Source organism: Candidatus Kuenenia sp. (genome assembly GCF_039794105.1).
In the GTDB taxonomy this organism is placed as follows: domain Bacteria; phylum Planctomycetota; class Brocadiia; order Brocadiales; family Brocadiaceae; genus Kuenenia.
On sequence record NZ_JBDIWA010000013.1, the window covers coordinates 1 to 24,973 of the forward strand.

Here is a 24,973-nt window from a genome sequence, read left to right on the forward strand (position 1 = left end):
ATACAAAATTATGATTTAGATGGAAAAATTTTAACCTTTTCCTGATTTGTTTATAGATTGCTTTTGATTTACACACAATTTTCTTTGCGTTTTATTTTCATTGCTGATCACATTCTCGGACAGCCTGATCAGGTCTGACCCCATTGCCCACCTTGTTAGCCGATTCAGGGTTTCTCCGAAAGGTATCTGTTTTGACAGAAGTATGCCAAAATGTTCTTTTCCTGATTCTGCATACTTGTTTGTGCAATCTTTGAAAATCGCCAATATTAAAGGTGAAGATGGCCCTCTGTCCGGATATGGCATATATTCCAATTGCGCATAATCGGGAATACCCCGATTGTTTACTTCATGGGCGCTGGTTACGTCATAACCTTTCACTCTAAGAGCAAGGGCAATTTTCTTATGAACATCTTCGTCAAGGTAGAGTCTTGCCATTATTCAAATTCTTTGTCTATCTCTTCTTTGTTATCAAAATAATAACTAAGGGCATCAAATAATTGCGCGGGGGTTAGGCTTGGATAACCATCAAGTATCTCCTCTATCCCCATGCCTGAACGGTAGTGATTTACAATTGATGCAACGGGAATCCTTGTGCCTTTAATAATGGCTTTACCCTCATATTTGCCAGGGTCTTTTTCGATATATCGATGTTGTGTACTTGCAAACATTTTATACCTCCTTAATCGGAAAGGTAAATAATACTATCCGGCTTATAAAAACACAGTCTCTTTTTCTATAAAACGTCGATTACATATTACGCTACTATCCATATAAACTTATGGGTTCGGGTTGCAAACCACCCATGGATCTTAAGGTTGTCACTGCTTCTTACTTCACCTTTACCTTTAATTTCGCCTTCTTCTTCAAGCCTTTTGGGGAAAATACAATCCCGGCGGCGCCTTTTTTATTATATGCCTTTACAGTAAATGCCGCTTTACCATCCGCATCAGTTGTTGCGCTGGAAGTAACACGGATCTTCTTACTGCTGCGGTTAAGCCTTGCTTTAAATACCGTGCCTTCCACCGGGCAACCGTCAGTACCCAGCACCGATACGGTTACCGTGTCTGACTGATTCCTCTTAATTACCAACTTCTTCTCAGGATCTGTCGTAATCGTCTCAGCCGTACACTCTTCATCAGTGGGTGTTGGTGTAGCTGTTGCGGTAACTGTGGGAGTCGGTGACGGCAATGCCGTATCCGCAGAGAGGTCGCCGTCCAGTTTGGATATAAATACATCATCAGAACTATTAATGTTAATACTATATGCTCCTGAGGTGGTGGGAAAATCAGATGACCCGGTGTATCCAGTCACATACACATCCCCGCTTGAGTCTATGGACAGAGACAGCGCACGGTCATTACCACCGACTCCCCCCAAAAACGTTGAGGCAATCAAACTGCCCAGATTACTATCTAACTTTGATACAAATGCATGATCTTTTACACTTAGATCTTCATTAGGCCCAGAGGCATCGTAGGCGTTGGAGGTAGTGGGAAAACTTGATGAATCCGTATAACCCGTCACATAAACATCCCCGTTTGGGTCTGTGGCTATCGACCATGCATAGTCGTGACCACTATCCTTTTTTGCCTTACAAAAACAAAAATTCTCTTAAACCATCCTCTGGAATTTCCTTTATATTGCTCTTGATAATCTTTTCTTCTTCTCCGTCATGAAAATGTTTTGGAAATGTTCTTGTATACTGCCATTTTTTATGAGTGGCGTTATCATGGCGATATATTAAACCGTCTATATGTTTCCTTTCCCAATGGTAACTATACCGTCCACCGATTTTTAAAGAATACCATACATCAATGAAACTGCTGTCTTTGAGAATAATTCTACATTGATTAATGTCTGTAATTATCATGTCTTCAACAATATCATTAAATTCAATTTCTGCTATTTCTTTCAGCTTTCCGATATCAGCGATCATCAAAGAGTCCTCAAGGCTTCCTCAAGCTCGTCTTTTTTGAACTCAAGATGGTCAAGTTTTTGAAAATCCTGCCAGGTATCCTTTTCTTCAATTTCACCTTTTCTATATAACTCCTCAAACTCTTCTACAGAGGGAACTCCATATTTTGTTCGTATTTTAAATATCTCGGATTTTATTTCTCTCAGTTTTCTTTCCAGAAAAAGCTTTATACCTTCCCTTAGCATCTCTTCCCTTGAAAGATTTAACTTTTCAGCCAAGACATCTAATTCTTTTGTTTTTTAATTGCATAATTTATCTCCTGCTATAAATCCGTTCATTTTAGAACTGATATTCCATTTCTCATTTGCTATTACCACAATTTTCATTGTGTGATTTTAGTCCGGATATTCCAAATTTATTCCCTTATGTTTATTACTCTCTCTACTGACTTCGGATCGTCTTCACTCTTAGTATTGTTAGATGTCCTGGATTTGTTTTGAATTTTATGCTTTGTAATGAGAATTTTCTTCGTCATTGGCCATTGGTAATTTAACGTTTGGGAATTTCAAGCTGTTCATGTAGTGACAAGGCACGCCTTGTCACTACATTGTTGAAGAACGTGCCCATCAAAATAACAAAATTGATACGATTTTTTTACCTGCGGAGTTTTATGTACTCAATATCTCTCATTTCATACTTGCCCAAGCCCTTCTTCCCGGCATTGGCGATGTGTTTTGCTTTTTGCGATACAGGCATCAAGCGGTTTTCCCTGCGTTTTGCATCTATTATATCAAGCCCTATCCGGTCTATTGCCACAGGGTCTGTTCCGAAAAACAACTGTTCCTCATTCCATATAGTGTTGGAGGCCTTGGGTCTGGGGCCTCCCAAGAAGCAGGCCTGTAATGCGTCAACAATATGCAGGCGCAGTTTATCCTTAATGGCAGGATGGGCGCAGACCTCCGCCGAAGCAGGGTCGCAGTAATAGGGTGAAGAATGAAACCGCGGGGTGTTATTTATTACGCCAAATCCGATATTTTTGAGACACAGGGTTACGCCGGCAATGCCGTGGTCTTTCATTACCGGCACATTAATAATGGCAGTAGTCTGCTGCGTGACGATCCTGCTGAAAAGCGACCTTGCGCCGTCATCCTGGCGTAATTTCGGGTCATCATCGTGCGATTCGTAATAAACATCCCTGTCGTATCCTGCAGTATGTTCCGTACCGTAATACCGCACGCCTTTGGTTCCTCTGTTTACCCCATAGCCTGCACTGACCAGATGTTCTTCAAAACGGTCCCAGACGATAATATTATTTTCCTTAACACCTGCAGCAAGCAGTCCGGTTATGATAGCGTTTACCACTTCCGGTCTGGTAGAAAGCAATTTGCCGCCTATCGGGTTGATCTTGACGCCTACAACATCCTCCGGTGTAAAAAAACAGCGCCAGGCGTCTTTAGTGGTTTTTTTGCCGGTAAGTGCAAACATTCCTTCATCCACCATTTTATCAACCCGTATTTGATCAGGGGCGCCCTTGCTTATAATCCCGAGGTCTTTTACGGCAATAACCCTGCTCTTTGATATCATATCGGTATCAGAATCTGCGCCAAATGCTTCTCTGAAACCATTAATACCCATAGCGCCTATTCCGGCACCAATGGCGCCTATCGCGGTGTTCTTTAAAAAATCCCTGCGTGAGAAATGATTGTTTTTTAAATCCATAACATCCTCCTCTTTAAAATGTTAAGAAATTAATGAAACTACATATTTTTCTTTAATTCATACCTTTCAATCACGCCGGCGCCAACGCTGTCGCCCCACACGTTCACTGCTGTGCGGAATCTGTCTAAAAGCCAATCAATTGCCAGGATTAATCCAATGCCTTCGATGGGTAAACCAACGGATTTGAGCACTATTACCATAGTAATTAATCCCGCCTCCGGAATGCCTGCAGCGCCTATGGCAGCAAGTGTTGCGGTAACAAATATAATGATTTGCATTGCGGGCGTCATGGTTATTCCATATACCTGGGCGATAAATATCGCGGTAACTGCTTCGTAGAGAGCCGTTCCGTCCATATTTATTGTTGCTCCTAACGGAAGGACAAAACTTGCAGTTCTATTGCTAATTTTATTTTTTTCTTCGGCGCATTGCATGGTAAGCGGAAGAGTCGCCGAGCTGGACGCCGTAGAAAATGCATTTAGCAAGGCGGCGCTCATGCCTTTTCCAAAAATAACAGGACTCCTTTTCCCGAATATTTTTAGTATGAGTGGCAAAATAACGAAACCGTGAATGGCAAGACCAATTAATACCGTAAAAAAATATTTTCCAAGCAACCACAATTCAGGAACGAATCCGCTGAATCCCCCTGCCTGTCCAACCCTGGAAGAAATCAACCCGAAAATACCAATAGGCGCAATATACAGCACCCAGTGTGTGATTTTCATAACCGCATCATTGAGGATAGAAATGACATTAACCGCAGATTGGGCTTTTGGTCCTAATGCAGATAATGACATACCAATTAAGAGGGAAAAGACAATTAATGGCAGAATCTCCATTTGAGCCATTGCGGCAAAAATATTATGAGGCAACATCCCCTGCTTCCCGCTTTCTTTGTCGCCTATTAGTATTTGTCTAAAAACTTCTCCCATCGTATCCTCATTGACATCATAGGAATTATTTTCCTGTATTGTGTAAGATGCGTCAAGATGGATTTCCCCTGTCGATAACCCTTTCCCTGGCTGAATAATGTTTACCAGGGTAATCCCGATCAGTACGGCAATACATGTCGTTGTCAGGTAATAAACGATAGTGCGCCAGCCAAGTGTCCCAAGACTGCGAAGATCGCCGAGATTTGTTATTCCAACAATAAGCGATAAAATAACAATGGGAATTACAAGCATCATTAATGCGTTGATGAATATTTCGCCCAACAGGGAAAATTTGACTGCTATGTCAGGAACGAATCCCCCCGTTACCATACCTGCAACTACCGCAATAATAATATACAATATTATTTTTGAACGCTTGTTTGCCGGTTTTGCCTGCAAGGGGGAATATTCATGGTTTGGAAGGATTTGTGTCATGGTAATTATAGTATTATTCTGTAAAAACCTATTTTTTTTGTAGGTTTTTCTTTGTGCCATTTGTGGTTAAGCTCTTTTTGGTTCCTGAACCCGCAATGAGAGAGTGCCTTCGTAAGAATATTCTGGCAATTCCGGCAAATGTTTCGGCCCTGCTATTCTTCTGCAATTCCTGCAATTTCTGCTGTTTGGCAAATCGTTACATCGTCGCCAATGGAAATTATTCCCCCTTTTATCACACTGCATTTTACCCCACAACGCCAAAACGATTCCAGAGAACCCATTAACCCATGCGCAATCTCATCCATGCGCCAGCACGGCGTTGTCTTTCCATTTATTTTCAAAACAACAGATCCTATGCGCAGGAAAGCATCTTTCGTATCAAAAAGAGACACCCCTTCTATAAACAAATTCGCCCTTCTGCTTGTCCAGGGCAATATCTTCTTTATGTCGGCACATGCTTCGTCCCATGCCTCACGTGCTAATACCGTGATTTGTCTTTTTTTAATACTTCCTTTATAATCGTTTTCAATACCATCGTTAATAGTAACATGCGCCTCGTTAACGATAATCATCGGCTCGCGTGAAGCCTTTTTTAAAGCAATACCGAGTAGTTTTCCCATAATATTTTTCTACAATACCGAGTTAACCATTATGTTGTCCTTCTCAAGAGATGTAGAGACGCACGGCCGTGCGTCTCTACAGGAAGGAATTGCGGGATGTGTAAAACGCCGTTGGGTTTTCGTCTTTCAAAACCCCGCCTAATTCAATCTTAAAAGCAGCCCCTTTTCCTTCATCACTTTCCACCCAGATAGCACCGCCCTGTGCTTCAACAGCAATTTTGCAAAATGCAAGGCCAATGCTCATCCATACCTTCTCTTTCCCGTAACAGTTTCCATCTGAAAATATTTTTCAAATATCTTCTCTCGTAATAGTTCAGCGCCTTCCTCTAAACTAATAAGCGCTAAGTTGTTTTTAATATTTTTTATATGGAGTCCAATATCGAAAATAGGCAATCGGCAGTCTAATTCCGGATTTTACCCTCTCATATGTTAGAAAAATTTGCTACTTTTTCCCTTTCTCTTTTCCCGTCAAGTTCTGTTTCTATAATTTTTTTATAATACTCTAATCTTGTTTCAGCGTTTGCTAAATTGCCATGAAACCGTTTCGTAAGGTCTTTGTAGATAAGTTTAACCGGCAGTTCCCTTACTTCCAGTCCCGCCTTCCATGCCTGTATCCATAACTGTACCGGCATGCCATAGCCGGGTTCCGTCAGGATTAAATTCTTTAATTTTTGCACCTTATATGCCTTAAAACCGCAAAAAGCATCGGTAAGTTGAAATCCGGTAATATCATTTAACAACTGTGTAACTGCCATATTAATGCGATAGCGGTCATGAGGCACTTCCTGACGGCTATTGACCGGAAGAAGATATCTGGATCCTGAAAGTATATCATAATCGCGAAAAGGCATTTTGCTTAAAAATTGCGGAATTTCCTCCGGTTCGTGCTGTCCGTCAGCATCTATAGTCACCAGGTAATCATAATCATTATTTATCGCAAAATTGAACGCATCGATGATAGTTTGCCCATAACCTAAATTCCTTTGATGTCTAATGACATGTATGCCCTGTATGTACTTTAAACTACTATCAATATCATTGGTAGATCCATCGTCCAGCGCCAGTACCTCCACTCCGACCTTTTTTACCCTTTGAATAATGTCATAAGCATCACTTTCATTGAAAACTGGTATTGCCACTAAATTTTTTAATTTTTCATTTTTTCTCATTTCTATCCATTCGTCAATCACATCTGTAACTTGCAACAATCAACACAAACCATTCTTTCCGCCAAAACATGAAACGGTAAAATACGCTTCTTCAGGATATCGCTTGCTGCGTTTTCGGAGGGCGGTTAAGAATGCCACAATTATCAGGAAGGCAAATATTGGAACTTCTTAATAAGTTGAGGTTTTTATAATAATTTCCACATTACACAGTCGGCAATCGGCAATCGGCAATTTGCCGACTGCCGACCATACAGTATTCTCCATTAATAATTGGAGCGTTTAACGGTTACGTTTTTAGAAATTCAGTGGTAATTTAATTATGGTGGGGACTGAAAATCTTCAACCCTTACTTCATAAGGGAATGAATTCTCCTGGTGTCTTGTAATGCTTTTTCCATTGGTACGAGTGGCGTAATTTCTATATCTGTAAAAAAAGGGAAGAGTGGCAACTTTGCTACAATCTCTTCCACTTCTTCATTCGACTCGGCGTCGATAATCGCTGCGGCGCCTCTCCTGCCTGAAAGTTTTCCGCCTGCCACAATCTTTCCCCGCCTCTGATACCGTGAAAAATACTCCCACTCTTTTATCACATACCCCAGAAAATCCTTCACCGGCATTTGCGGCATTTGTTTTACTTCAACTTTTAAAAGAAACAACATCTCTTTTTCCCCTTCAATTGTTAAAAGCGCCATTTTATAAAACACCTTTCTTATCACTTCTCCCTAAAATAGCAACTACATTGCCAAGCCGCCATCAACATTAATTACCTGGCCGGTAATGTATTTTGCATCTTCAGATAAGAGGAATTTTACCAATTTTGCAACTTCCTCCGGCAAACCAAATCTTTTTACCGGAATCATTTCAATCATCTTTGTTTTATATTCCTGCGGCAAAACGCCCGTCATGTCCGTTTCAATAAATCCACAGGCAATGGCATTCACCGTAATATTCGCCTTGCCCACCTCCTTTGCCAATGCCTTGGTAAAGCCAATCATGCCAGCCTTGGAGGAAGAATAATTCACCTGACCGGCCATCCCCATAATGCCGCTTACCGATGTTATATTGACAATGCTGCCGGACTTCTGTTTTATCAAAGGCATTATCAATGCCTTTGAGAAATTGTATACGCTTTTAAGATTGGTATTTATTACGTCATCCCAGTCACTTTCCGACATAAGCGCCAGGAGTTTGTCACGGGTGATGCCTGCATTGTTTATCAGAAAATCTACTTTCCCAAATAACTCTTTCACTTCCTTTACCATATCTTTTGCGCCGTTAAAACTCACCGCATCCACCTGAAACGACTTCCCTTTCACTCCCAATGTTTCAATTTCCTTCACCAGCGCATTGGCAGCCTCCGCATTTTTGCTGTAATTAAAGGCAACATTGCAACCATTCTTTGCAAGTTCCCATACAATAGCTTTGCCAATCCCACGTGTACCGCCAGTTACAATGGCTACCTTGTCCTTGAATTGCATAAAAAATCTCCCGTAGTAATTTGTTTAATAAATAATTTCGAAAAACATTACAGGCACATTAAAATTTTTGATGGAAAAACCCTTTCAAATCTCCGAATCCCAGGCGCATCCCATTACAAGCACCCTCATCGCCGGGTTGTTATCGATCAATCAACGCCCTTCATTGCTTTTCACCCACTCTAAACCTGAGTTAATTAATAATTTTACTGCTTTTAAATCTTCCAATGAATTAAAGCGGCATACGGCGCCAACTCCATAGCCACCCGAAGAAAACCCTTGCCATGAGTAACCACTCTGAGAAAAACCTATTCTGAATGTGTCCCTCGTAGTAAATGCAACTTCTGTGTTTAGCCTGCGCACAGCCTTCCATTTATCAGACAGACTTATCATATATTCCGCCGCATTGGACACATTTTCAATTTCATCCAGATCAACAAATACTGTTTTTCTCTGCTCATTCCTTCCTCCCTCATAAACAGTAACCTGAAAACCGCTTATTTTTTTATTTGCACTGATTGGTTCATAAGAGACAATGGCCTTCATTTCAACGTATGCCCCATACGTGCCTTCAACCCTCCCCAAATCGACACTTTCTATGACAATTAACGTCTCAGCTTTCGAGAGAAAAGCCTCTAATTTTGTTGCAGGCTCATTTGCTGCTGCAATTAATTCAGGCCCTGGCGATATTAAAAAAAAGAGCTCTATTACGGCACACAAAATAAATATACATTGCTTTTCCATAAGCTTTTCTTGTTCAAACATGCTTTTTATGCCGGTTGCAGGTCATTTTTACAAAAGCGAAAATCCTTCTGCCAAAGCATAACCACGCCGTGTATATGAAATATTTTTCTTTCCATAACCCCTTTTTACCTGATAGTATTCTTTCATGATTTTTACAGGGCAACCACGTAGGTATAACCACGAGGGTTGAGCGGTAAATTGGTTTTTGCATGTTAACAAACTCTATGTATGGTTTTCAATATAAAACAACTATCCCCGATAATAGCCACAGGTGCGACATCTGACAACCATGTAAACGTTTCCCTTTCTAAGATCAAATTTATCTGCCTGTATAATTATGGAAGACTCTCTTTCAACAATAGACGACATTGACTCTCTAAAAACCTTCGTCAGCAAAAAATATTACTATCTTGGGCAAAACAAGCAACAAGAGATATCCCGCCTTATCTTTGAGATTGCAAAACGTGAAAAGGTTGGATTTTCATCCGTTTTTGATCAGCTCCCCCCGCCGCCAAGCCGTTTCTCTTTCATTAAAAGTTATTTGCTGGAACGGCGTTATCCTTTGCTTCACCAAAATGGGGTCAAAATAAGCCAGACTTTTTGCGACGTCGATATAAATCCCTACTTCAGGGTTAATCTCGCTACAAAACCAATCATCTCTCCGAAACAGTTTTTTATAGAAGAATCTGTTTTATCTGCCGAAACCGTTCAGAGAATACGCGACAAATTTCCCAACAGTACTTTTACCACGATAGCGTCCTACCATGAATACGTGAAGAAGAAAGCATTTACTATTGCCGATTACAATAAAAGGCTGGAAAATTTCTTTATTATACGCGAAAAATTTGACTTTTATAAACACTGTCCATGTTCAAACAATTCCGCGTCGTGTGGATATTTTGTAATGAATTTAGGGAGCGGATGCCCATATGAATGCACATATTGCTTTCTTCAAAACTACATTAACTCGCCTGGGATTGTGCTGCCGGCAAATATAGAAGATTTTTTCACCGTCTTCAGGAATTTAAAAAAAGACATGCGCCTCGGATCCGGAGAATTAACCGATTCCCTTGCATTCGACCACATTACGGAGTATTCGCCTAAAATCGTGCATTTCTTCCGGCAATATCCCAAAAGCACTTTCGAGTTCAAAACAAAAAGCAACAATGTGCGCCTGCTCACTTCAACACCCGGCGCAAAGAATATCATCATTTCATGGTCATTGAATCCGCAAAAGTTGATCTACGCCGCAGAATATTTTACCGCTTCCCTGGAGGAAAGGTTAGAAGCAGCGCAAGCATGTGCAGCGGCGGGATATCGTGTTGCTTTCCACTTTGATCCGATTATCTGTTATCGTGGATGGGAGACGGATTATGAAGCATTAATCAATGCCGTCTTTGACAAAATTGACTCAAACACTATCGCGTGGCTGAGTTTGGGCACACTACGCATATCTCCGCAATTAAAAAAAATCATTGAAAACCGGTTTCCCGAAAATGCCCTGCTTGACGAAGAATTATTAACCGGTTTCGACGGAAAATTGAGGTATCCGGCAGCGGTAAGGTCATTCATATACACCACTATGACCGCGCGGATACGGAAAAACAGCAAAGGTGTTCCCGTTTATTTATGTATGGAGGAGAGGAAAGTGCATGGAGACACACATCTTTCACTTAAACATGAAACAAAACGTAACACTTTAGTTTTTTGAAAAAATAGGGGCGAAGCATTTGCCCGTTTGGGTATGAACGCATTTATGACAATTTATAGCAAATGCTTCGCCCCTACACTATGCGGCAAACATCGCTATTCTATTATAAGAGATTGCAATGCGTGGAAAGCTATTCTGTAATGTGCCTTATTATTGGTGAAAAACGCTGTCTACCAAAAGATACTATGCAGGCAATCAAAAAGGTTTCTACCCGGTTTCTACCCGGTTTCTACCGTTTTTCTTGGCTTTGTATAATGCCTCATCTGCTGCATTTACCAGGGTTTCACTGGTTCCGTATTGTGGAAAAGATGCAATCCCTATACTTACGGTCAGTCTATAAGTTTGTCCGTAAACAATCGTGTCAAAACAAGTAGCTTCAATTGATTTACGGATTCCTTCTGCTTTTTCTTTTGCCTGCGACACATCTGCACCTGGCATTATAATTACAAATTCTTCACCGCCATATCGTGCCAATACATCGGAAGTTCTTAACGAATTATTTAATATCCTGGAAACTTCCTGCAATACCCGGTCGCCTGCCGAATGACCATATGTATCGTTAATACTCTTAAAGTGATCCAGGTCTAAAAGAAGCAGACACACACACTCATCGCGCCTTTTCGTTAAAGCCAGTTGTTTTTTCAGCATTTCATCAAAAAATCTTCTGTTATATATCCCGGTCAAGGCGTCGGTAATTGCCGTGCGTTTTGCAAAATTCATCAGTCTGATTCTTTGCAACGCAGACATTGCAAGCCCAATATATGTTTTTAATAATTTCTGTACCTCTTCATTACACCAGTATCCGGTTTCCTCCTTTATCGCAAACAACATCCCAATCGTAGTGCCGCCTGTTATTAAAGGGCAGCATGCATATCCGCTATTTTCTAATGTATACGCCAGGCATTTACACGCATGTTCTTTCTTAATATCAGCGACATAAAGCTCTTTGCCTGTCCGTATCACACGGCACAATGAAGGATCAAGAAGGACTTCATCCTTTATTATTTTATCGGACAATTCCGGAGGATCTATTATGACTACATTCATCAGTTGATTGTCATTGTCCAGCAGCAGTATCGCAATCCCATCCGGATTTAAAACATCTTTTAGGGTGTTGGTTAAATGTTTAAACAATACATCTTCCTGTGTTTCCTCATTGAGAAATGTAGAAAAGTCCATCAACCTTCTCAGATTTCTGAAATTATTGTCTCTTTCAGCTTCAAGACGTTTCTGGTCGGTAATGTCCAACTTAATAGCAAAAAATTGTACAATCTCTCCTTTACGGTTTTTTATCGGGGAGATTGATGTCGATTCCCAATAGAGTTCTCCGTTTTTCTTTTTATTGCATAATTCGCCATGCCATTCCCCGCCGGAAGCAACCGTCTTCCACAAATAGACGTATACTTCAGGAGGGGTGTGGCCGGATTTTAAAAGAGACGGTTTTTTACCTATGACTTCATCTGGTGCATAGCCCGTTAGTTGGGTAAATCTTTGATTTATATACTCTATTTGTCCATGAGTATTCGTAATCATCACGGACGCAGGACCATATTCTACCGCCCTATGCAGTTTATGAAGTTCTTCCTCTATATACACATTTTCAGTAATATCCAGATTGGCAATAATAATTTTCAGCGGTTTCTTTTCATCGCTATAAGCGATTTCCGCATATGACCGAATAACACGTTCCGTCTCATCCGGAAGTATTATCCTGTACTCAATATCAAGCGGTTTCCCACCATGTAATGCGCAGGAAAATGCATCTTTCACTAAACTACGGTCATCTTCGTGTACACACCCGATAAACTCTTCAATGGTATTCGGAGATTGTTCCTTACTGAAACCGTACATATGAAATGTCCCTTCAGGCATATACAGTTCCTTGTTTTCAATATCCCACTCCCAACTGCTTAATTGAGCAATCCTCTGGGCATGGGCAAGCGTATCCTTGCTTTTACGCAACTCTTCTTCCATGAGTTTCCGTTCGGTAATATCTGTTATTGTCGCTACATAAACGTTGCTTTCCTCTCTTTTCCCGGCATCATCAGAAAAAAACAGTGGAATTCCTATGCACAATACCCACATAATCTTCCCATCAGGGCAAATAAGGCGAAATTCCGATTTAAATATTTTTTTGCTTTTTACCGCATCTGCCCATACTTTCAATACGGGTGTGAGGTCATCCGCATGCAATGCGTCCATCCATCCGTTTCCCAGAGATTCATCCGCGGTAAACCCTGTAATCTTACACCATTGCTCATTAACAAATAGAAAATTCCCTTCAAGATCAGTATAAAAAATTCCTACCGGTAGAAAGTTTGTTATCGTACGAAAACGTCTTTCATTTTCACTGAGTAATTCATTCTTCTGATTGTATTCAATCAACAAGGATTTCAGTTCACTGCTACCCAGGGACAAAGAATCAACATTCTCCATCGATTCAGTTTTTTTATAAGATTCACTCATTTTTTTCTACCGGACGCGAGTAAACTTCCGACAGCAATGCAAATAAATTCCATGATCGTCTGGAAACCCTCGCGATATAAAGGAATACGCACTTCCTGTTTTATTAATAATTCTTAAGACCTGATTAATAGAAGATTACATTAAGTGTAAAACAATATATTGATCACCATATTTTTCTATATTGTTTACCATTGTTTGTAAATTACTTAAATGTTCTTCTTCCGACTTGAGAATTTCTTCTAAAAGCATTCTGCTTCCATGGTCTTTTTCGTTAAAACATATTGTTATGCCTTCATTTAATCTTGCAATAGCTTCAACTTCAATATCTCTATTAAGTTTTAACATTTTAACAATCTCAAACTGTTTTTCTTCAGGTAAGGCGTGTTTTTGGTTTTTAACTATTTCCCCTAAAAACAATATGCGCCCCGCTAACATTTCTGCATGCTTCATTTCATCTATTGCGTCTTTTTTCAGAATTTCTGCAAGTTTCTTTAACCCCAAATCTTCGCACTTTGTATGCTGGTCCATATATATGCCTATAGCGCCTATCTCTGCTGTATATACCTCACACAACATTTTATAAACTTTTTCATTTACGCTACCCATTTGATCCTCCTTTTAATTAAATTGCAAAAATTATTTAAACACCAACTCAACGAAATATATAATAATTAACTTCGAAAATCAAAAAGTTTTTATGTAATAATTATTGTTAATACACAATATCTGAAAATGATTTTGAAAGAGAAAATCCTGATGTTGTCAAAAAAAACATAAACGAGTTTGTTTGCCGGTAAAGTCGTAAAATCAGTATAGTTGCTATATATAATCAACAATAGAAAACAGGGTATTTAAGCTAAACACCTGAACCTACGAGGAAGCAGGGATTTGTATTATCTTATTTGCGGGAACAATGCCTATCCAAAAAAACACACTGGCTGTGATAAAGGACCTTTTGTGCAGAATATTGGAGGGGGGTGTCAATCATCTTATAATAAAAGGATTCAGCCTGTCACAAAGCTTTGGGGTGTAGTTACAAAGATATTTTTCAAAAAAAACTACAGTGTTACCAAAAACAGCTATGGTCAACTTTCGTTAATCAGGGGTTCATAAAAAAACGAATGGAATCGGACGGGCGGGATGTGTATGTTATAACCTTAGTTACGGAAAATTGTTGTAGCTACACGGAACAAATCGGACCTATGGAATAAATTCTATAAAAGACCTTGTGTCTTGTAACCTGTACCACGTCTTATCTTTAACACCTAAATGCCGAAGAAGGGATTTGAACCCTTACGGTGTTGCCACCACTAGAACCTGAATCTAGCGCGTCTGCCAATTCCGCCACTTCGGCTTGAAAAACACTTACTTTTTTGAATATCCCATACGAGATTCTGCTGATTTGGTATTAAAAAAAAGACATACATTTTCAAACAAATATAATCGTTTCTGTCAACATCTACTTATATTACTCACGCAGAGATTCTAGGAAATAAAGATGATTAAGTCAAAGGTTTTTCACAAAATGACCTTGCATTGCCATTTGCAATTTGTTATTATCTGCAATCGTATGCCTTTAAGTTGTCAATAATTACGATAAAATTTTTTTATCGTAGTGTTGAAAATTCATTTTGTCTAATAATTAGTCTCATTTATAAACTTTCCTTATTAAAGCGGTTATTTTGGTAACATCACACTCAAATAAAACGAAGACCGTGTTTTATTCCTCATAAATATTATCGTTTCAAAATAAACCTATAAGAAAACATATACATGTGAGAATACTCATAAAACAGAAGCATACTTTGCTTTATTCTAAATAGCATGGAAATTATTGCCAAAAATAGAAAAGCCTTTTATCAATATGAGATTTTAGAAAAAATAGAATGTGGAATTGTGCTCACCGGTACAGAAGTTAAGTCGCTAAGAAATAAGGATGTTAGTATAAGTGAAAGTTTCGCTCAATTGGACCATGGCGAAGCCTTTCTGTATGAAATGCATATTGGTGAATATAAACAGGGTAATCGCCAAAATCACGAACCAAAAAGGAGAAGAAAGCTCCTCTTTCATAAAAGGGAAATATCAAAAATAGCAGGTAAAGTCCAACAAAAAGGATACACACTTATACCATTATCAATATATTTTAAAAATGGACTTGCTAAATTAGAAATTGCAATAGTACGAGGAAAATCCAAGTTTGACAAACGTGAAGACATTAAAAAAAGAACAGTTGAAAGAGAGATTCGCCAAGTAATGAAAAAATTTTAACCTTCATATCAGTTAATTAATAATAGTATTCAAAAACATTTTCCAGTGAAACAAATGTATCAAAACATAAAAAAGGAATTTTAAAGCTCCTTTTTCATTCTCTTTCTTTAAAACAATTAATTATACGGGTTTTTGCGCCTTATAAAACCACACAATTAACGAGAAAGGTAAATTATGCCTTCATCAAGAATAATGATTGTTGAGGATGAGCGACAAACAGTTGATACATTAAGGGATTTATTTGAACAATACGGTTATGAAACAGAGGTTGCACTTAATAGAAATGTAGCGCTGAATATTCTCCATGAGAGGAAAATGGATGTTCTTATAATAAGCGAAATGGTTCAAGACATCCCTGGCATAGAAATTATGTACGATATCAGAAAAACAAATAAATCTTTACCCATAATTATGATTTGTGAGCAAAAATCAAAGCGAGTTGAATCTTCTTTAATTAAGGCCGGAGCAAATATTGTTCTCTCTAAACCTGTAGATCCCATTATCGCAGTGCAAACTATCGATAACTTGTTAAAGATGAAATATACCGCCGAAAACATAAAACCGAAAAAACGTAAAACCTCTCTAAAAAAGAAATAACTTTTCTCTCCCAATTTTTCATACCAATACGATTTATGTTTCTATTTCAACGGTTATTGCATTTTTATATGAGAAATTGCATAATTTTTATTGCCTTATTCATATGTTTAACGTTGCCAGTCAAAGGAATCAAGGCTAAACCAACGCATATCAATGATCAAATCCGGAATATTTTACAGAAATATTTATTAAAAAATGCTCACTGCGGAATCAGCGTTGTATCTCTAAAAACGAATACCCCTGTCGTTAATTACCAAAGCAACGATTTATTCATGGTTGCATCTAATATGAAACTTGCAACAACCGCAACCGCATTGGAATATTTAGGTACAGATTTTGAATACAATACCTCCGTTGAAGCAGATGGGAATATAACGGGCGATGGAACACTTGAAGGCAACATTATCATCCGGGGAAGCGGCGATCCAAATCTATCGGGAAGATTTTACAACGGCAATATTTTAACTATTCCGAATGCTTGGTTACAAGCAATAAAAAATCTTGGTATACAAAAAATTACAGGGGATATTGTAGCAGATGACTCAATCTTTGACCGCAATTATATCAACGATGCCTGGCCAAAAAACCAATTGCATGAGTGGTATTGTGCGCCCACCAGCGGTTTATCATTTAATGACAATTGCATTGATATTATTTTCGTTCCCAGGAATAACGTAAATAAAAAAGTCGCGCTGTTAATTGTACCTAACACTTCGTTTGTCACTATCTATAACGAGTGTATTTATACTTCTGAAGAGAAGCAACATGCGTATTCCATTTATCGAAAACCAGGAACAAACGATATTTATGTTAAGGGGAAATTTTGGACGAACGCCTCTCAGAAACGGGAGTGGGTAAGTGTGCATAATCCTTCACTCTATCTTGTAACACTTTTTAAAGAAATGCTTGAAAATGGCGGTATATCTGTCTTTGGAACTGTCCGATTAATTAATGAAAACGACCGGAAATCATATTCGAATAAACCTATTAAAATTGCCAAAACCATTTCCACAATGGAACAATCTATTCACATCACAAACAAACGAAGCCAGAATTTCTATGCGGAACAAATAATAAAAACATTGGGAGCTCATATAAAAGGCTGTGGCAATACAGAAAACGGTTTACAAGTTATTAGCGCTTTCATGAAAAAGTTAGGCTTTGACAGTGAAGAGTACAAAATACGGGACGGGTCTGGTTTGTCAAAAGAAAACAAACTCTCGCCCAATATGATAACCACTCTTTTATCGTATATGAATACACACAAACACGGCAAAATGTTTTGCGACTCACTTCCAATTTCAGGCATAGATGGCGGACTTCACCGCCGTATGGCATCTCCGCAATATAAGGGTAAAATTCATGCAAAAACCGGCTACATTGCCGGAGCTTCGGCGCTTTCCGGTTATATTGATACCTCTAAAGGCGATAGGCTTGCATTTTCTATTCTTATTAATAATTTTAAAAGCTTACGCGATGCCAAAAAAGCACAAGACGAGATTTGCCAATTTTTAGCAGATAATTTATAAATCACACACATGAGCGATCATATAAAAAAAATATATTCACTTTATGCGTACGTTTACGACACGCTCTTCGGAAAAATATTCGAACATGGCAGATGCACAGCTCTTAAGATGATGGATATTGAACCCCATGATACCATTCTTGAAGTAGGGATTGGTACAGGATTGTCATTGCCGCTTTATCCGAAGGGAATCAGTATAACAGGAATAGATTTGAGTGAAGAAATGTTACTGCGGGCAAAGGCGAAAAAAATGAAATACACCTTGGATAACGTGCACTTAGCCACTATGGATGCATCATTGCTGGCCTTCAGGGATAATACTTTTGATAAAGTCATTGCATCACATGTTATTACAGTTGTACCGGAACCCATGCGCACTTTAAATGAAATAAAAAGGGTTTGCAAAAAGAAAGGGGATATTTTTATCTTAAATTACGCCGGCATTGATAATCAGTTCATCTCACGATTTGAAAAAATTATCTCACCCATAAGGGATAAACTCGGTTTAGGAAAACATTTCGATCTTGACTTATTATTAAAGGAAGCCTGCCTTCCTGTTATAAGTAAACAACAGGTAAATATTTTTAACGCCTGTCAGATCATAAAATGTAACAATAATACCTCCTCTGAAGCTTGAAGGTCATTAATAATTATCTTCCCACGCATAAATAATGAAAACCCAATTCTTTCATCTCCTTCGGTTCGTATATATTTCTTCCGTCAACTATATTTGGACATTTTAAAAGTCTTTTTACTTTTTTAAGATCAAGGTCTCTAAACTCGTTCCATTCTGTCACAATCACCAGGGCATCACAGTTTTTAGCCGCGGAATAAGGATCATCATAATATTTTATCCCTCTAAAGATAGTCTTTGCATTATTCATTGCTTCAGGATCAAAGGCATTAATTTGAGCGCCTGCTTCCTGCAATTGCTTAATTAACGTTATAGCAGGCGCATCTCTCATATCATCTGTTTTTGGTTTAAACGCCAAACCCCATATAGCAATTTTTTTGTTCTTCATTGTGGGAACAAGCGTTTGTATTTTTTCAAAAAGAGACCTCTTTTGTTGTTCATTTACCTCATTAACCGCCGTTAGTATTTTTGCATCAATGCCATTTTCATTCATTATTTGTATCAATGCATTTACATCCTTCGGAAAACATGACCCGCCATATCCAATACCTGCCTGGAGAAACCGTGGCCCGATTCTTGAATCTAATCCAGTCCCCTTCGCAATTTCTTTGATATCTCCACCAACTTTCTCACATAGTTGCGCTAATTCATTCATAAAAGAAATTCTCGTTGCAAGCATTGCATTACTCGCATACTTAATTAACTCCGCGCTCCTTATATCAGTAAACATAATCGGTTTATCTGTTCTTGAAATACCATTATATATCGATTCCATAATCTTTTTTGCCTTTTCGCCTTGCACGCCTATTACAATTCGATCCGGGTTGGTAAAATCCTTAATCGCCTCACCCTCTCGCATAAATTCAGGATTCGATACCAAATCAAACCGTATTGCTTTTTTTTGAAACGATTTTACCACTTTTCCTATTTTTTCTAACGTTCCGACAGGTGCGGTACTTTTATTCACTATAACTTTATACCCATTCATGTATTTTCCAATACTTTCAGCAACCGAAATAATAGCAGAAATATCAGCGCAATTATTAAGGTCGGATGGTGTTCCTACCCCAATAAAAATAACGTCTGATTTTTGAATGCCTTCTTTAATATTTGTTGTGAAAGTAATCCTTCGCTCTCTTGCATTTCTTTCCAGCATGTCTTTAAGACCGGGTTCATATATAGGAATGATACCATTTTTCAAATTATCTATTTTGCTTTTATTAGAATCTACGCATATAACATCGTTGCCCATATCTGCAAGACATGTGCCTGCCACAAGACCTACATAACCGCTGCCAATACAACATATTTTCAATTATCGCCCTCCCCGTATTATTTTTGCCATTATCAGCCTTAAAAAGAAAAAGCAGCAAGATAAATGAAAGGTCATTCATCATTACTGCTTTTTCAATGATACCAGATTTTAATTCTCTAAACCGTCACGTTATTGCAAAGGATTATTAATGCGTCTCGTCTTAAAAACATGCTTAGTTTTCCCTATTCTGTACTCGCCATCTACCGACACGATTATTTCTTTTACCATACTGTTTGACGATACATTTTCGGATTCGCCTTCGGTCAGAATAACATCATACGTCAATGACCAATCTTTTATATCCTTATCGGGATCAACAAATATTGATCCGAAATGATTGGTAAGCGAACTAACCTTATCAGTAACAAAGATTATTCTGTAGTTGTTAAGGTTAAACATGTGTTCCTGAAATACTTTTGGAGACTGATGGATTGGTTTACATTCAGGAATTAATCCTGAGATTTTTCCAAGAGGTACCGGCCCATCCGTAAAGTTCACATAGTATTCACTCACACGATATGTTTCCCCACCATTTGATCTGTCAACACCATAATAAATTCTTAATTCTATATTAGTGTTATTTCTTTTTAAATAGTACAGATCGTGTAGCGGAACATCATACAAAAAAGTTTTTTTCAAACCTTCCTCTTCCTCCGGAGTAACTATTCTGTATCTCCTGAAAGGCTCTTCTTCGCAATATAAGTAATTTGGCGTCCCAAACTTCTCCCGAACTGCATTTTTTGTCAACCATAAGATGCCATCTTCCAAACTCTCTGAAGCGTGCAAGCTACAGACAAAACCAAATAAAATACTGCACAAACTAAAAACCAAGGCCATCGAACGCATTTTCTTTACCATAATTACGAATCCCTTCCTTAATACAAATATCTTCACTAAATTTAATACAAAAAAAGCTGTTTTAAGTAGTCAGGCTACTCCTGAAATCAAAGTAAGCCGAAGTATATAAATTATCAATAAATTTGTCAATTAATAATTGAGAAATTAAAATCGCCAATTATTTCAATAGCGAAAGCGCCTCTCATTTAAAATCATTGACAACCAATATGGCAATTGATAGAATTCTGTCTAAAAATTATAAATCTTGAAGATACTTGAGCTTATGTCTGCTATAGTAATATTGTTTAAATTTCTTTTTGGAGTTATCCTTGAAAGTTTTTGTTGCTAAAACCGCTGGTTTTTGTATGGGTGTCCGGAGGGCAATGGATATCCTGCTCGATGCGGCGAATGAGAAAAATATTGGCGCTAAAGTTTATACAGACGGTCCGTTAATCCATAATCCGCAAGTGCTTGAATATCTTGAAAAAAGAGACCTTCACATTGTTAATGATACTACAGACCTCTCGAATAGCACGGTTGTCATCAGAGCGCATGGAGTGACTCCTTCCCGAAGAGAGGAAATCGAAAGTAAAGGCGCAAAAGTATGCGACGCTACCTGTCCGCATGTAATGAGGGTGCAATCTATTATCAAAAAGTATGCCGCACAGGGATATTCGACAATAATTGTCGGTGATAATGGACATGCAGAGGTGGTAGGATTACTCGGTTATGCCGAAGGAAGAGGGCATGTAGTTGAAAACATGGAAAATATAGAACTACTTCCCCCGATGGATAAGGTATGCATTGTCGCCCAAACAACGCAAGACAGGCATTTATTTAAGAGGGCTATCGATGAAATAAAAAGGCGTTATCCGAATTCAGAATCTTTTGAAACTATTTGCAGTTCCACCTACAAAAGACAGGATGAAGTAGTGAATCTCTGTAAATCTGTAGATGCAATGATTGTTGTTGGAGGCAGGGGAAGCGCAAATACAACACGGCTAGTCACAATATGCGAATCACAGGGAACTCCGACATTTCACGTTGAAACAGACTCAGAAATAGATCTCAATAAACTAAAAGATTTTAATACCATTGGCGTTACTGCAGGCGCATCAACACCAAATTGGATGATAAAAAGGGTTGTTGACAAGGTAAGAACATACAAAGTCAATAAATACCAAAAAATCTTATTTGCCACAAAAAATATCTTCAACTTTTTAATAGGCAGTTGCACCTATGTAGGGTTAGGTGCGGCAAGCATGAGTTATTCGTGTGCACTGCTGCTTGGTGTTCAGCCAAGATTGATTTTTTGCATAATCGCCGCTCTTTTCATTTTTTCAATGCAGGTGCTTAATCATTTTGCCAATAAAGAATCCGTGGCGCTCAACGAGCCGGCGCGGGCAAAATTTTACGAAAAGAAGCAGGTCCTTTTTGTTATTTTGGGTATATTAGGAGCGGCCTTATCTTCAATTCTTGGGCTATACCACGGTAAATCCATCTTTTTTTGTATTTTTCTCGCCAGCCTTTTTGGTATTTTTTACCGGCTGCAAATTATACCAAAGAGTTTTTCCGGTTTTATCCGTTACAGAAGCCTTGAGCAAATACCGGGTTCAAAAGAGATTTTCTACGGCATCGCCTGGGCAGCAAGCACCGCTTTAATTCCTTTTCTGGGTGTACGGAGAGACTTCATACCGGCGCTTGCCATTGCTCTTGCATTCGCATTCAGTCTCGCTTTTATACGCGCTGTCGTTCTTGATATTCGGGATATTCAGGGGGACCGCATTTTGGGCAAAGAAACCATTCCTATTGCAATTGGAAAAGAACGCACAAAAAAAATTCTTGTTAGCATTACCCTTTTCATGGCATTTCTTCTCATAGCAGGCACACACCTTGGATGGATATCAACGCTGGGATATTTTTTGCTTCCGTGCATAGCGTATGCCTCCGGTTATCAATATCTTTTCCAAAAAAGAATAATAACTGAAGGATTGCTGCTGGAAACGATAGCAGATTTTAATTTTATTTTTGCCGGTCTTATGGCGATTTTATGGCAATCTTTAACTTTTTAATTCGATAAAGTAAGGCGTGTATGGAAACATTAAATAAATTTTTCAATCTATTAAAAACAGACATCCGAAAAAGGATGTTAACGGGCTTGTTATTAATCCTCCCCATTTATGTAACCTTTTTTGTTGTAAAATTTCTCTTTAGTTTTATTGGGGGGACTCTTTCTCCACTTATAAAAAGAATTTTTCTTCTGTTTGACGCCGAACTGCCAAAAACATCTGCCGATGAATTTATAATTACGTTCATCGGGCTTATCTTCACATTTGCCTCATTGTATTTTATAGGTATCTTCGCTGCAAATATTATCGGCAAATCAATAATTCATTATTCTGAAAACCTTTTAACAAAAACACCTGTCATAAGCAATATTTATTCCACCGTGAAACAAATCGTACACGCAGTAAGCCTCCCCGGCAAACAAGCTTTCAAACGTGTTATTATACTGGATTTTCCAAAAGAAGGCACAAAAGCAATTGGTTTTGTAACAGGCAGTGTAAAAGAGAACGGCAAGGAAATATTTATTAGTGTTTTTGTACCAACCACTCCAAACCCCACATCTGGTTTTTTGATATATACGACAGAAGATGCGGTGATAGACACAAACCTTACCGTTGAAGATGCATTTAAAACACTGCTGTCTGGCGGCGTATTAACCCCTAAACAATTTGCAACAATTTTAAAAACACCGCCGGACATGAAGCCTTCTGATAAAAATACCTGAACCACTTCGCACTATATGCTCTGTATGTTGCATATCAAAATCAGCATTTGGAACTTTTTGTACAACCCCCGTGTTCCCCATATTGAATGAAAATAAGTGCACTAATTTTCAAATATGTAAAAAATGTCATGTTTACTCTTGAGAAGTGCTAAAAGGATTGTAGTTATGATGTGATTGCCATGACTGGTGGGTATGGAGAGGCTTCGATGCATCAAGTTTTCGGGAAGACAGAAAACCAACCTGTCGGCGAGCATCGTTCAGGCAGGTCACAAACATTCCCCGGTACACCGGTTCTTTAAATGGGAGATTACTCTCTTTTGAACAAGAATAGCGTTAGGGACAGAGAAATGCACGATAGGTACTTTGTTTTTTTATGTTCTTATGGGATACCCTTGTAACTTTAGATCAATTATGTATAGGTTTATCAACTATTGAATGAGCGGCCTCAAATAAAGCCTCTGAAAGGGTAGGATGCGGGAATATAGCATTTGATATTTCCTGAACCGTACCTTCTAAAATAGAATTAAGCGAAACTCCCCACATCCACTCTCCTACATGAGGACCTATTGCATGCACTCCCAGAACTTCACCATATTTTTCTTCCGAAACAATTTTTACAAAACAGTCCAACGACTCTCCTTCAATTATTGCCATACTGTTCGCAGCAAAAGGAAATTTTCCGATTTTCACCTTGTATCCCATTTCCTCAGCCTCTTTTTGTGTAAGACCAATACTCGCTACTTGAGGAAAACCGTAAACAACTCTTGGAATATTTTTACGGTTTGTGATGTGCATATCTTTCCCTGTAAGATGAGTTACCGACAAGATGCCATCATTTATTGCTTTGTGCGCGAGAAGTGGAGGCCCTGTAATATCGCCAATTGCATACATACCGCTTTGGCTAGTTTCCATAACTTCATTCGTCTGTAAATATTTTCCATCAAAATTTAACGCTAGTTCCTTTATGCCTGGGTCATCCAACAGCGGCCTTCTTCCTACCGCCAGCAGTAATAAATCCGCACTCAAAAATTCTTTGTTTCCGGCAATATCTTTGCCGTTATTAATCTCTATTGTAATGCCATTCTCTACTACTACTTTTTCCAAAGAGGTTTTAGGCAAAATATTTATCCCTCTGCGTATAAGCAGTTTTTCCAAGGCTTCACTGATTTCCCTATCCTCGGAAGGCAAGATGTTCTCCAGAAACTCTAAAACCGTAACCTTTGTTCCCAACGCATTAAAGAGACAGGCAAATTCAATCCCAACCGCACCGCCACCGGCAATAATCATCGATTTTGGGATTTCTTCCCGCATAAGAATGTCATCGCTGGTAAGTACATATTTTTTATCATAAGGTATGTTTTTGGGGATGAAAGGAACAGAACCTGTGGCAAGTATAACATTTTTTGCCTTTATCCGGTTTGTTTCTATACTATCGCTGACTATTGAAACTTCCTGATTAGATATGATACGCCCTTCGGCGCTGAAGACATCGACATTGTTTTTTTTTAAAAGGGACTGAACTCCCTGAAACAAGCGTTTAACAACATATTCTTTGCGCCGATGTATTAGAGGATAATCGACATTCAAACTGCCGGTAATGATTCCGTATTCACCTGCATTAGCAAACTTTCTGTAAAGTTCCGCAGAGTACAACAGCGTTTTTGTGGGAATACAACCCTTATGCAGGCATATACCACCGACTTTCTCTTTTTCAATTAAAGCAGTTTTTAAGCCGGATTGAGCGGCTTTTATTGCCGCAACATAACCTGCAGGCCCTCCTCCAATGATAGCAAGATCAAAGGCTGTGTTGCTCACAGG

25 protein-coding genes, 1 tRNA gene and 1 pseudogene are annotated in these 24,973 nt (G+C 38.7%); 7 read left to right on the forward strand and 20 right to left on the reverse strand.

Annotated elements, in window-relative coordinates:
* Positions 1-30: 30 nt before the first annotated feature.
* The 14 genes and pseudogenes from ABJL82_RS08230 to ABJL82_RS08295 all read right to left on the reverse strand — a co-directional run bounded on the left by ABJL82_RS08230 (position 31) and on the right by ABJL82_RS08295 (position 9,029).
* Positions 31-435 carry a hypothetical protein gene (locus ABJL82_RS08230; RefSeq protein WP_347274253.1) on the reverse strand — a complete coding sequence of 135 codons (405 nt, stop codon included), beginning with the start codon at positions 433-435 and terminating at the stop codon, positions 31-33.
* On the reverse strand, positions 435-668 hold the full coding sequence (locus ABJL82_RS08235) for a DUF433 domain-containing protein (protein WP_347274254.1): 234 nt from the start codon (positions 666-668) through the stop codon (positions 435-437). The genes ABJL82_RS08230 and ABJL82_RS08235 overlap by 1 nt, the downstream gene beginning before the upstream one ends.
* A 160-nt stretch (positions 669-828) precedes the next feature.
* On the reverse strand, positions 829-1,524 hold the full coding sequence (locus tag ABJL82_RS08240; RefSeq protein WP_347274255.1) for an SBBP repeat-containing protein: 696 nt from the start codon (positions 1,522-1,524) through the stop codon (positions 829-831).
* Positions 1,504-1,560, reverse strand: a pseudogene (locus ABJL82_RS08245) (SBBP repeat-containing protein); the annotation flags it as partial. The pseudogene ABJL82_RS08245 and the gene ABJL82_RS08240, both read right to left, overlap by 21 nt.
* Positions 1,561-1,591: 31 nt before the next feature.
* A complete protein-coding gene (locus ABJL82_RS08250; protein ID WP_347274330.1) occupies positions 1,592-1,936 on the reverse strand; it encodes a DUF6516 family protein in 345 nt (114 codons plus the stop codon).
* A complete protein-coding gene (locus ABJL82_RS08255) occupies positions 1,936-2,193 on the reverse strand; it encodes a hypothetical protein (RefSeq protein ID WP_347274256.1) in 258 nt (85 codons plus the stop codon). Before ABJL82_RS08255 ends, ABJL82_RS08250 begins: the two co-directional genes overlap by 1 nt.
* A 376-nt stretch (positions 2,194-2,569) precedes the next feature.
* Positions 2,570-3,634 (reverse strand): DUF362 domain-containing protein, encoded by a 1,065-nt coding sequence (locus ABJL82_RS08260; RefSeq protein WP_347274257.1) that lies wholly within the window; start codon positions 3,632-3,634, stop codon positions 2,570-2,572.
* A gap of 38 nt (positions 3,635-3,672) precedes the next feature.
* Positions 3,673-5,061 carry a dicarboxylate/amino acid:cation symporter gene (locus ABJL82_RS08265; RefSeq protein ID WP_347274258.1) on the reverse strand — a complete coding sequence of 463 codons (1,389 nt, stop codon included), beginning with the start codon at positions 5,059-5,061 and terminating at the stop codon, positions 3,673-3,675.
* A gap of 92 nt (positions 5,062-5,153) precedes the next feature.
* On the reverse strand, positions 5,154-5,621 hold the full coding sequence (locus ABJL82_RS08270; RefSeq protein ID WP_347274259.1) for an MOSC domain-containing protein: 468 nt from the start codon (positions 5,619-5,621) through the stop codon (positions 5,154-5,156).
* A gap of 76 nt (positions 5,622-5,697) precedes the next feature.
* On the reverse strand, positions 5,698-5,865 hold the full coding sequence (locus tag ABJL82_RS08275; protein WP_347274260.1) for a hypothetical protein: 168 nt from the start codon (positions 5,863-5,865) through the stop codon (positions 5,698-5,700).
* A gap of 178 nt (positions 5,866-6,043) precedes the next feature.
* Complete coding sequence (locus tag ABJL82_RS08280) at positions 6,044-6,811, reverse strand: glycosyltransferase family 2 protein (protein ID WP_347274261.1); 768 nt, start codon at positions 6,809-6,811, stop codon at positions 6,044-6,046.
* A 325-nt stretch (positions 6,812-7,136) separates the two neighbouring features.
* Positions 7,137-7,481, reverse strand: coding sequence for a muconolactone Delta-isomerase family protein (locus ABJL82_RS08285; RefSeq protein WP_347274262.1), 345 nt, complete (start codon positions 7,479-7,481; stop codon positions 7,137-7,139).
* A 42-nt stretch (positions 7,482-7,523) separates the two neighbouring features.
* Entirely contained in the window at positions 7,524-8,267 is a 744-nt protein-coding gene (gene fabG / locus ABJL82_RS08290; protein WP_347274263.1) for a 3-oxoacyl-[acyl-carrier-protein] reductase, read from the reverse strand.
* 150 nt (positions 8,268-8,417) lie between these two features.
* Positions 8,418-9,029, reverse strand: a complete 612-nt coding sequence (locus ABJL82_RS08295) for a hypothetical protein (protein ID WP_347274264.1) — start codon at positions 9,027-9,029, stop codon at positions 8,418-8,420.
* Positions 9,030-9,345: 316 nt separating this feature from the next.
* Between ABJL82_RS08295 and ABJL82_RS08300 the strand changes: the two genes are divergently transcribed.
* Positions 9,346-10,719 carry a spore photoproduct lyase family protein gene (locus ABJL82_RS08300; RefSeq protein WP_347274265.1) on the forward strand — a complete coding sequence of 458 codons (1,374 nt, stop codon included), beginning with the start codon at positions 9,346-9,348 and terminating at the stop codon, positions 10,717-10,719.
* A gap of 207 nt (positions 10,720-10,926) precedes the next feature.
* On the opposite strand, the gene ABJL82_RS08305 is transcribed toward ABJL82_RS08300, so the two are convergent.
* The 3 genes from ABJL82_RS08305 to ABJL82_RS08315 form a co-directional block, all read right to left on the reverse strand.
* Positions 10,927-13,185 carry a diguanylate cyclase gene (locus tag ABJL82_RS08305; RefSeq protein WP_347274266.1) on the reverse strand — a complete coding sequence of 753 codons (2,259 nt, stop codon included), beginning with the start codon at positions 13,183-13,185 and terminating at the stop codon, positions 10,927-10,929.
* 135 nt (positions 13,186-13,320) lie between these two features.
* On the reverse strand, positions 13,321-13,791 hold the full coding sequence (locus tag ABJL82_RS08310) for a bacterioferritin (RefSeq protein WP_347274267.1): 471 nt from the start codon (positions 13,789-13,791) through the stop codon (positions 13,321-13,323).
* A gap of 664 nt (positions 13,792-14,455) precedes the next feature.
* A tRNA-Leu gene (locus tag ABJL82_RS08315) sits at positions 14,456-14,539 on the reverse strand.
* A 470-nt stretch (positions 14,540-15,009) separates the two neighbouring features.
* Between ABJL82_RS08315 and smpB the strand changes: the two genes are divergently transcribed.
* From smpB to ABJL82_RS08335, 4 genes are all read left to right on the forward strand, one after another.
* On the forward strand, positions 15,010-15,453 hold the full coding sequence (gene smpB / locus ABJL82_RS08320; protein ID WP_347274268.1) for an SsrA-binding protein SmpB: 444 nt from the start codon (positions 15,010-15,012) through the stop codon (positions 15,451-15,453).
* A gap of 192 nt (positions 15,454-15,645) precedes the next feature.
* Entirely contained in the window at positions 15,646-16,050 is a 405-nt protein-coding gene (locus ABJL82_RS08325) for a response regulator (RefSeq protein ID WP_347274269.1), read from the forward strand.
* A 68-nt stretch (positions 16,051-16,118) separates the two neighbouring features.
* Complete coding sequence (gene dacB / locus ABJL82_RS08330; RefSeq protein WP_347274270.1) at positions 16,119-17,579, forward strand: D-alanyl-D-alanine carboxypeptidase/D-alanyl-D-alanine-endopeptidase; 1,461 nt, start codon at positions 16,119-16,121, stop codon at positions 17,577-17,579.
* Positions 17,580-17,588: 9 nt separating this feature from the next.
* Complete coding sequence (locus ABJL82_RS08335) at positions 17,589-18,215, forward strand: class I SAM-dependent methyltransferase (protein ID WP_347274271.1); 627 nt, start codon at positions 17,589-17,591, stop codon at positions 18,213-18,215.
* A 13-nt stretch (positions 18,216-18,228) separates the two neighbouring features.
* On the opposite strand, the gene ABJL82_RS08340 is transcribed toward ABJL82_RS08335, so the two are convergent.
* Both ABJL82_RS08340 and ABJL82_RS08345 read right to left on the reverse strand, forming a co-directional pair.
* Positions 18,229-19,527 (reverse strand): UDP-glucose/GDP-mannose dehydrogenase family protein, encoded by a 1,299-nt coding sequence (locus ABJL82_RS08340; protein ID WP_347274272.1) that lies wholly within the window; start codon positions 19,525-19,527, stop codon positions 18,229-18,231.
* 129 nt (positions 19,528-19,656) lie between these two features.
* Positions 19,657-20,385, reverse strand: coding sequence for a hypothetical protein (locus ABJL82_RS08345; protein WP_347274273.1), 729 nt, complete (start codon positions 20,383-20,385; stop codon positions 19,657-19,659).
* Positions 20,386-20,693: 308 nt separating this feature from the next.
* On the opposite strand from ABJL82_RS08345, the gene ispH reads away from it, so the two are divergent.
* Both ispH and ABJL82_RS08355 read left to right on the forward strand, forming a co-directional pair.
* The gene (gene ispH, locus ABJL82_RS08350; protein ID WP_347274274.1) at positions 20,694-22,436 is read left to right on the forward strand and encodes a 4-hydroxy-3-methylbut-2-enyl diphosphate reductase; all 1,743 of its coding nucleotides are present in this window, start codon (positions 20,694-20,696) and stop codon (positions 22,434-22,436) included.
* A gap of 20 nt (positions 22,437-22,456) precedes the next feature.
* Complete coding sequence (locus ABJL82_RS08355) at positions 22,457-23,155, forward strand: DUF502 domain-containing protein (RefSeq protein WP_347274275.1); 699 nt, start codon at positions 22,457-22,459, stop codon at positions 23,153-23,155.
* A 405-nt stretch (positions 23,156-23,560) separates the two neighbouring features.
* Here ABJL82_RS08355 and lpdA read toward each other — a convergent pair whose 3' ends face one another.
* Positions 23,561-24,970, reverse strand: coding sequence for a dihydrolipoyl dehydrogenase (gene lpdA, locus ABJL82_RS08360; RefSeq protein WP_347274276.1), 1,410 nt, complete (start codon positions 24,968-24,970; stop codon positions 23,561-23,563).
* Between the last annotated feature and the right edge of the window lie 3 nt (positions 24,971-24,973).

Bases quoted from the DNA above. Each gene is read 5' to 3' on its own strand.
- ABJL82_RS08235 (WP_347274254.1), bottom strand. From the start codon at position 668: ATGTTTGCAAGTACACAACATCGATATATCGAAAAAGACCCTGGCAAA.
- ABJL82_RS08260 (WP_347274257.1), bottom strand. From the start codon at position 3,634: ATGGATTTAAAAAACAATCATTTCTCACGCAGGGATTTTTTAAAGAAC.
- fabG (WP_347274263.1), bottom strand. From the start codon at position 8,267: ATGCAATTCAAGGACAAGGTAGCCATTGTAACTGGCGGTACACGTGGG.
- smpB (WP_347274268.1), top strand. From the start codon at position 15,010: ATGGAAATTATTGCCAAAAATAGAAAAGCCTTTTATCAATATGAGATT.
- ABJL82_RS08310 (WP_347274267.1), bottom strand. From the start codon at position 13,791: ATGGGTAGCGTAAATGAAAAAGTTTATAAAATGTTGTGTGAGGTATAT.
- ABJL82_RS08250 (WP_347274330.1), bottom strand. From the start codon at position 1,936: ATGATCGCTGATATCGGAAAGCTGAAAGAAATAGCAGAAATTGAATTT.
- ABJL82_RS08335 (WP_347274271.1), top strand. From the start codon at position 17,589: ATGAGCGATCATATAAAAAAAATATATTCACTTTATGCGTACGTTTAC.
- ABJL82_RS08275 (WP_347274260.1), bottom strand. From the start codon at position 5,865: ATGAGCATTGGCCTTGCATTTTGCAAAATTGCTGTTGAAGCACAGGGC.
- ABJL82_RS08345 (WP_347274273.1), bottom strand. From the start codon at position 20,385: ATGGTAAAGAAAATGCGTTCGATGGCCTTGGTTTTTAGTTTGTGCAGT.
- ABJL82_RS08265 (WP_347274258.1), bottom strand. From the start codon at position 5,061: ATGGCACAAAGAAAAACCTACAAAAAAAATAGGTTTTTACAGAATAAT.
- ABJL82_RS08295 (WP_347274264.1), bottom strand. From the start codon at position 9,029: ATGTTTGAACAAGAAAAGCTTATGGAAAAGCAATGTATATTTATTTTG.
- ABJL82_RS08355 (WP_347274275.1), top strand. From the start codon at position 22,457: ATGGAAACATTAAATAAATTTTTCAATCTATTAAAAACAGACATCCGA.
- ABJL82_RS08285 (WP_347274262.1), bottom strand. From the start codon at position 7,481: ATGGCGCTTTTAACAATTGAAGGGGAAAAAGAGATGTTGTTTCTTTTA.
- ABJL82_RS08325 (WP_347274269.1), top strand. From the start codon at position 15,646: ATGATTGTTGAGGATGAGCGACAAACAGTTGATACATTAAGGGATTTA.
- ABJL82_RS08230 (WP_347274253.1), bottom strand. From the start codon at position 435: ATGGCAAGACTCTACCTTGACGAAGATGTTCATAAGAAAATTGCCCTT.
- ABJL82_RS08300 (WP_347274265.1), top strand. From the start codon at position 9,346: ATGGAAGACTCTCTTTCAACAATAGACGACATTGACTCTCTAAAAACC.
- ABJL82_RS08305 (WP_347274266.1), bottom strand. From the start codon at position 13,185: ATGAGTGAATCTTATAAAAAAACTGAATCGATGGAGAATGTTGATTCT.
- dacB (WP_347274270.1), top strand. From the start codon at position 16,119: ATGAGAAATTGCATAATTTTTATTGCCTTATTCATATGTTTAACGTTG.
- ABJL82_RS08270 (WP_347274259.1), bottom strand. From the start codon at position 5,621: ATGGGAAAACTACTCGGTATTGCTTTAAAAAAGGCTTCACGCGAGCCG.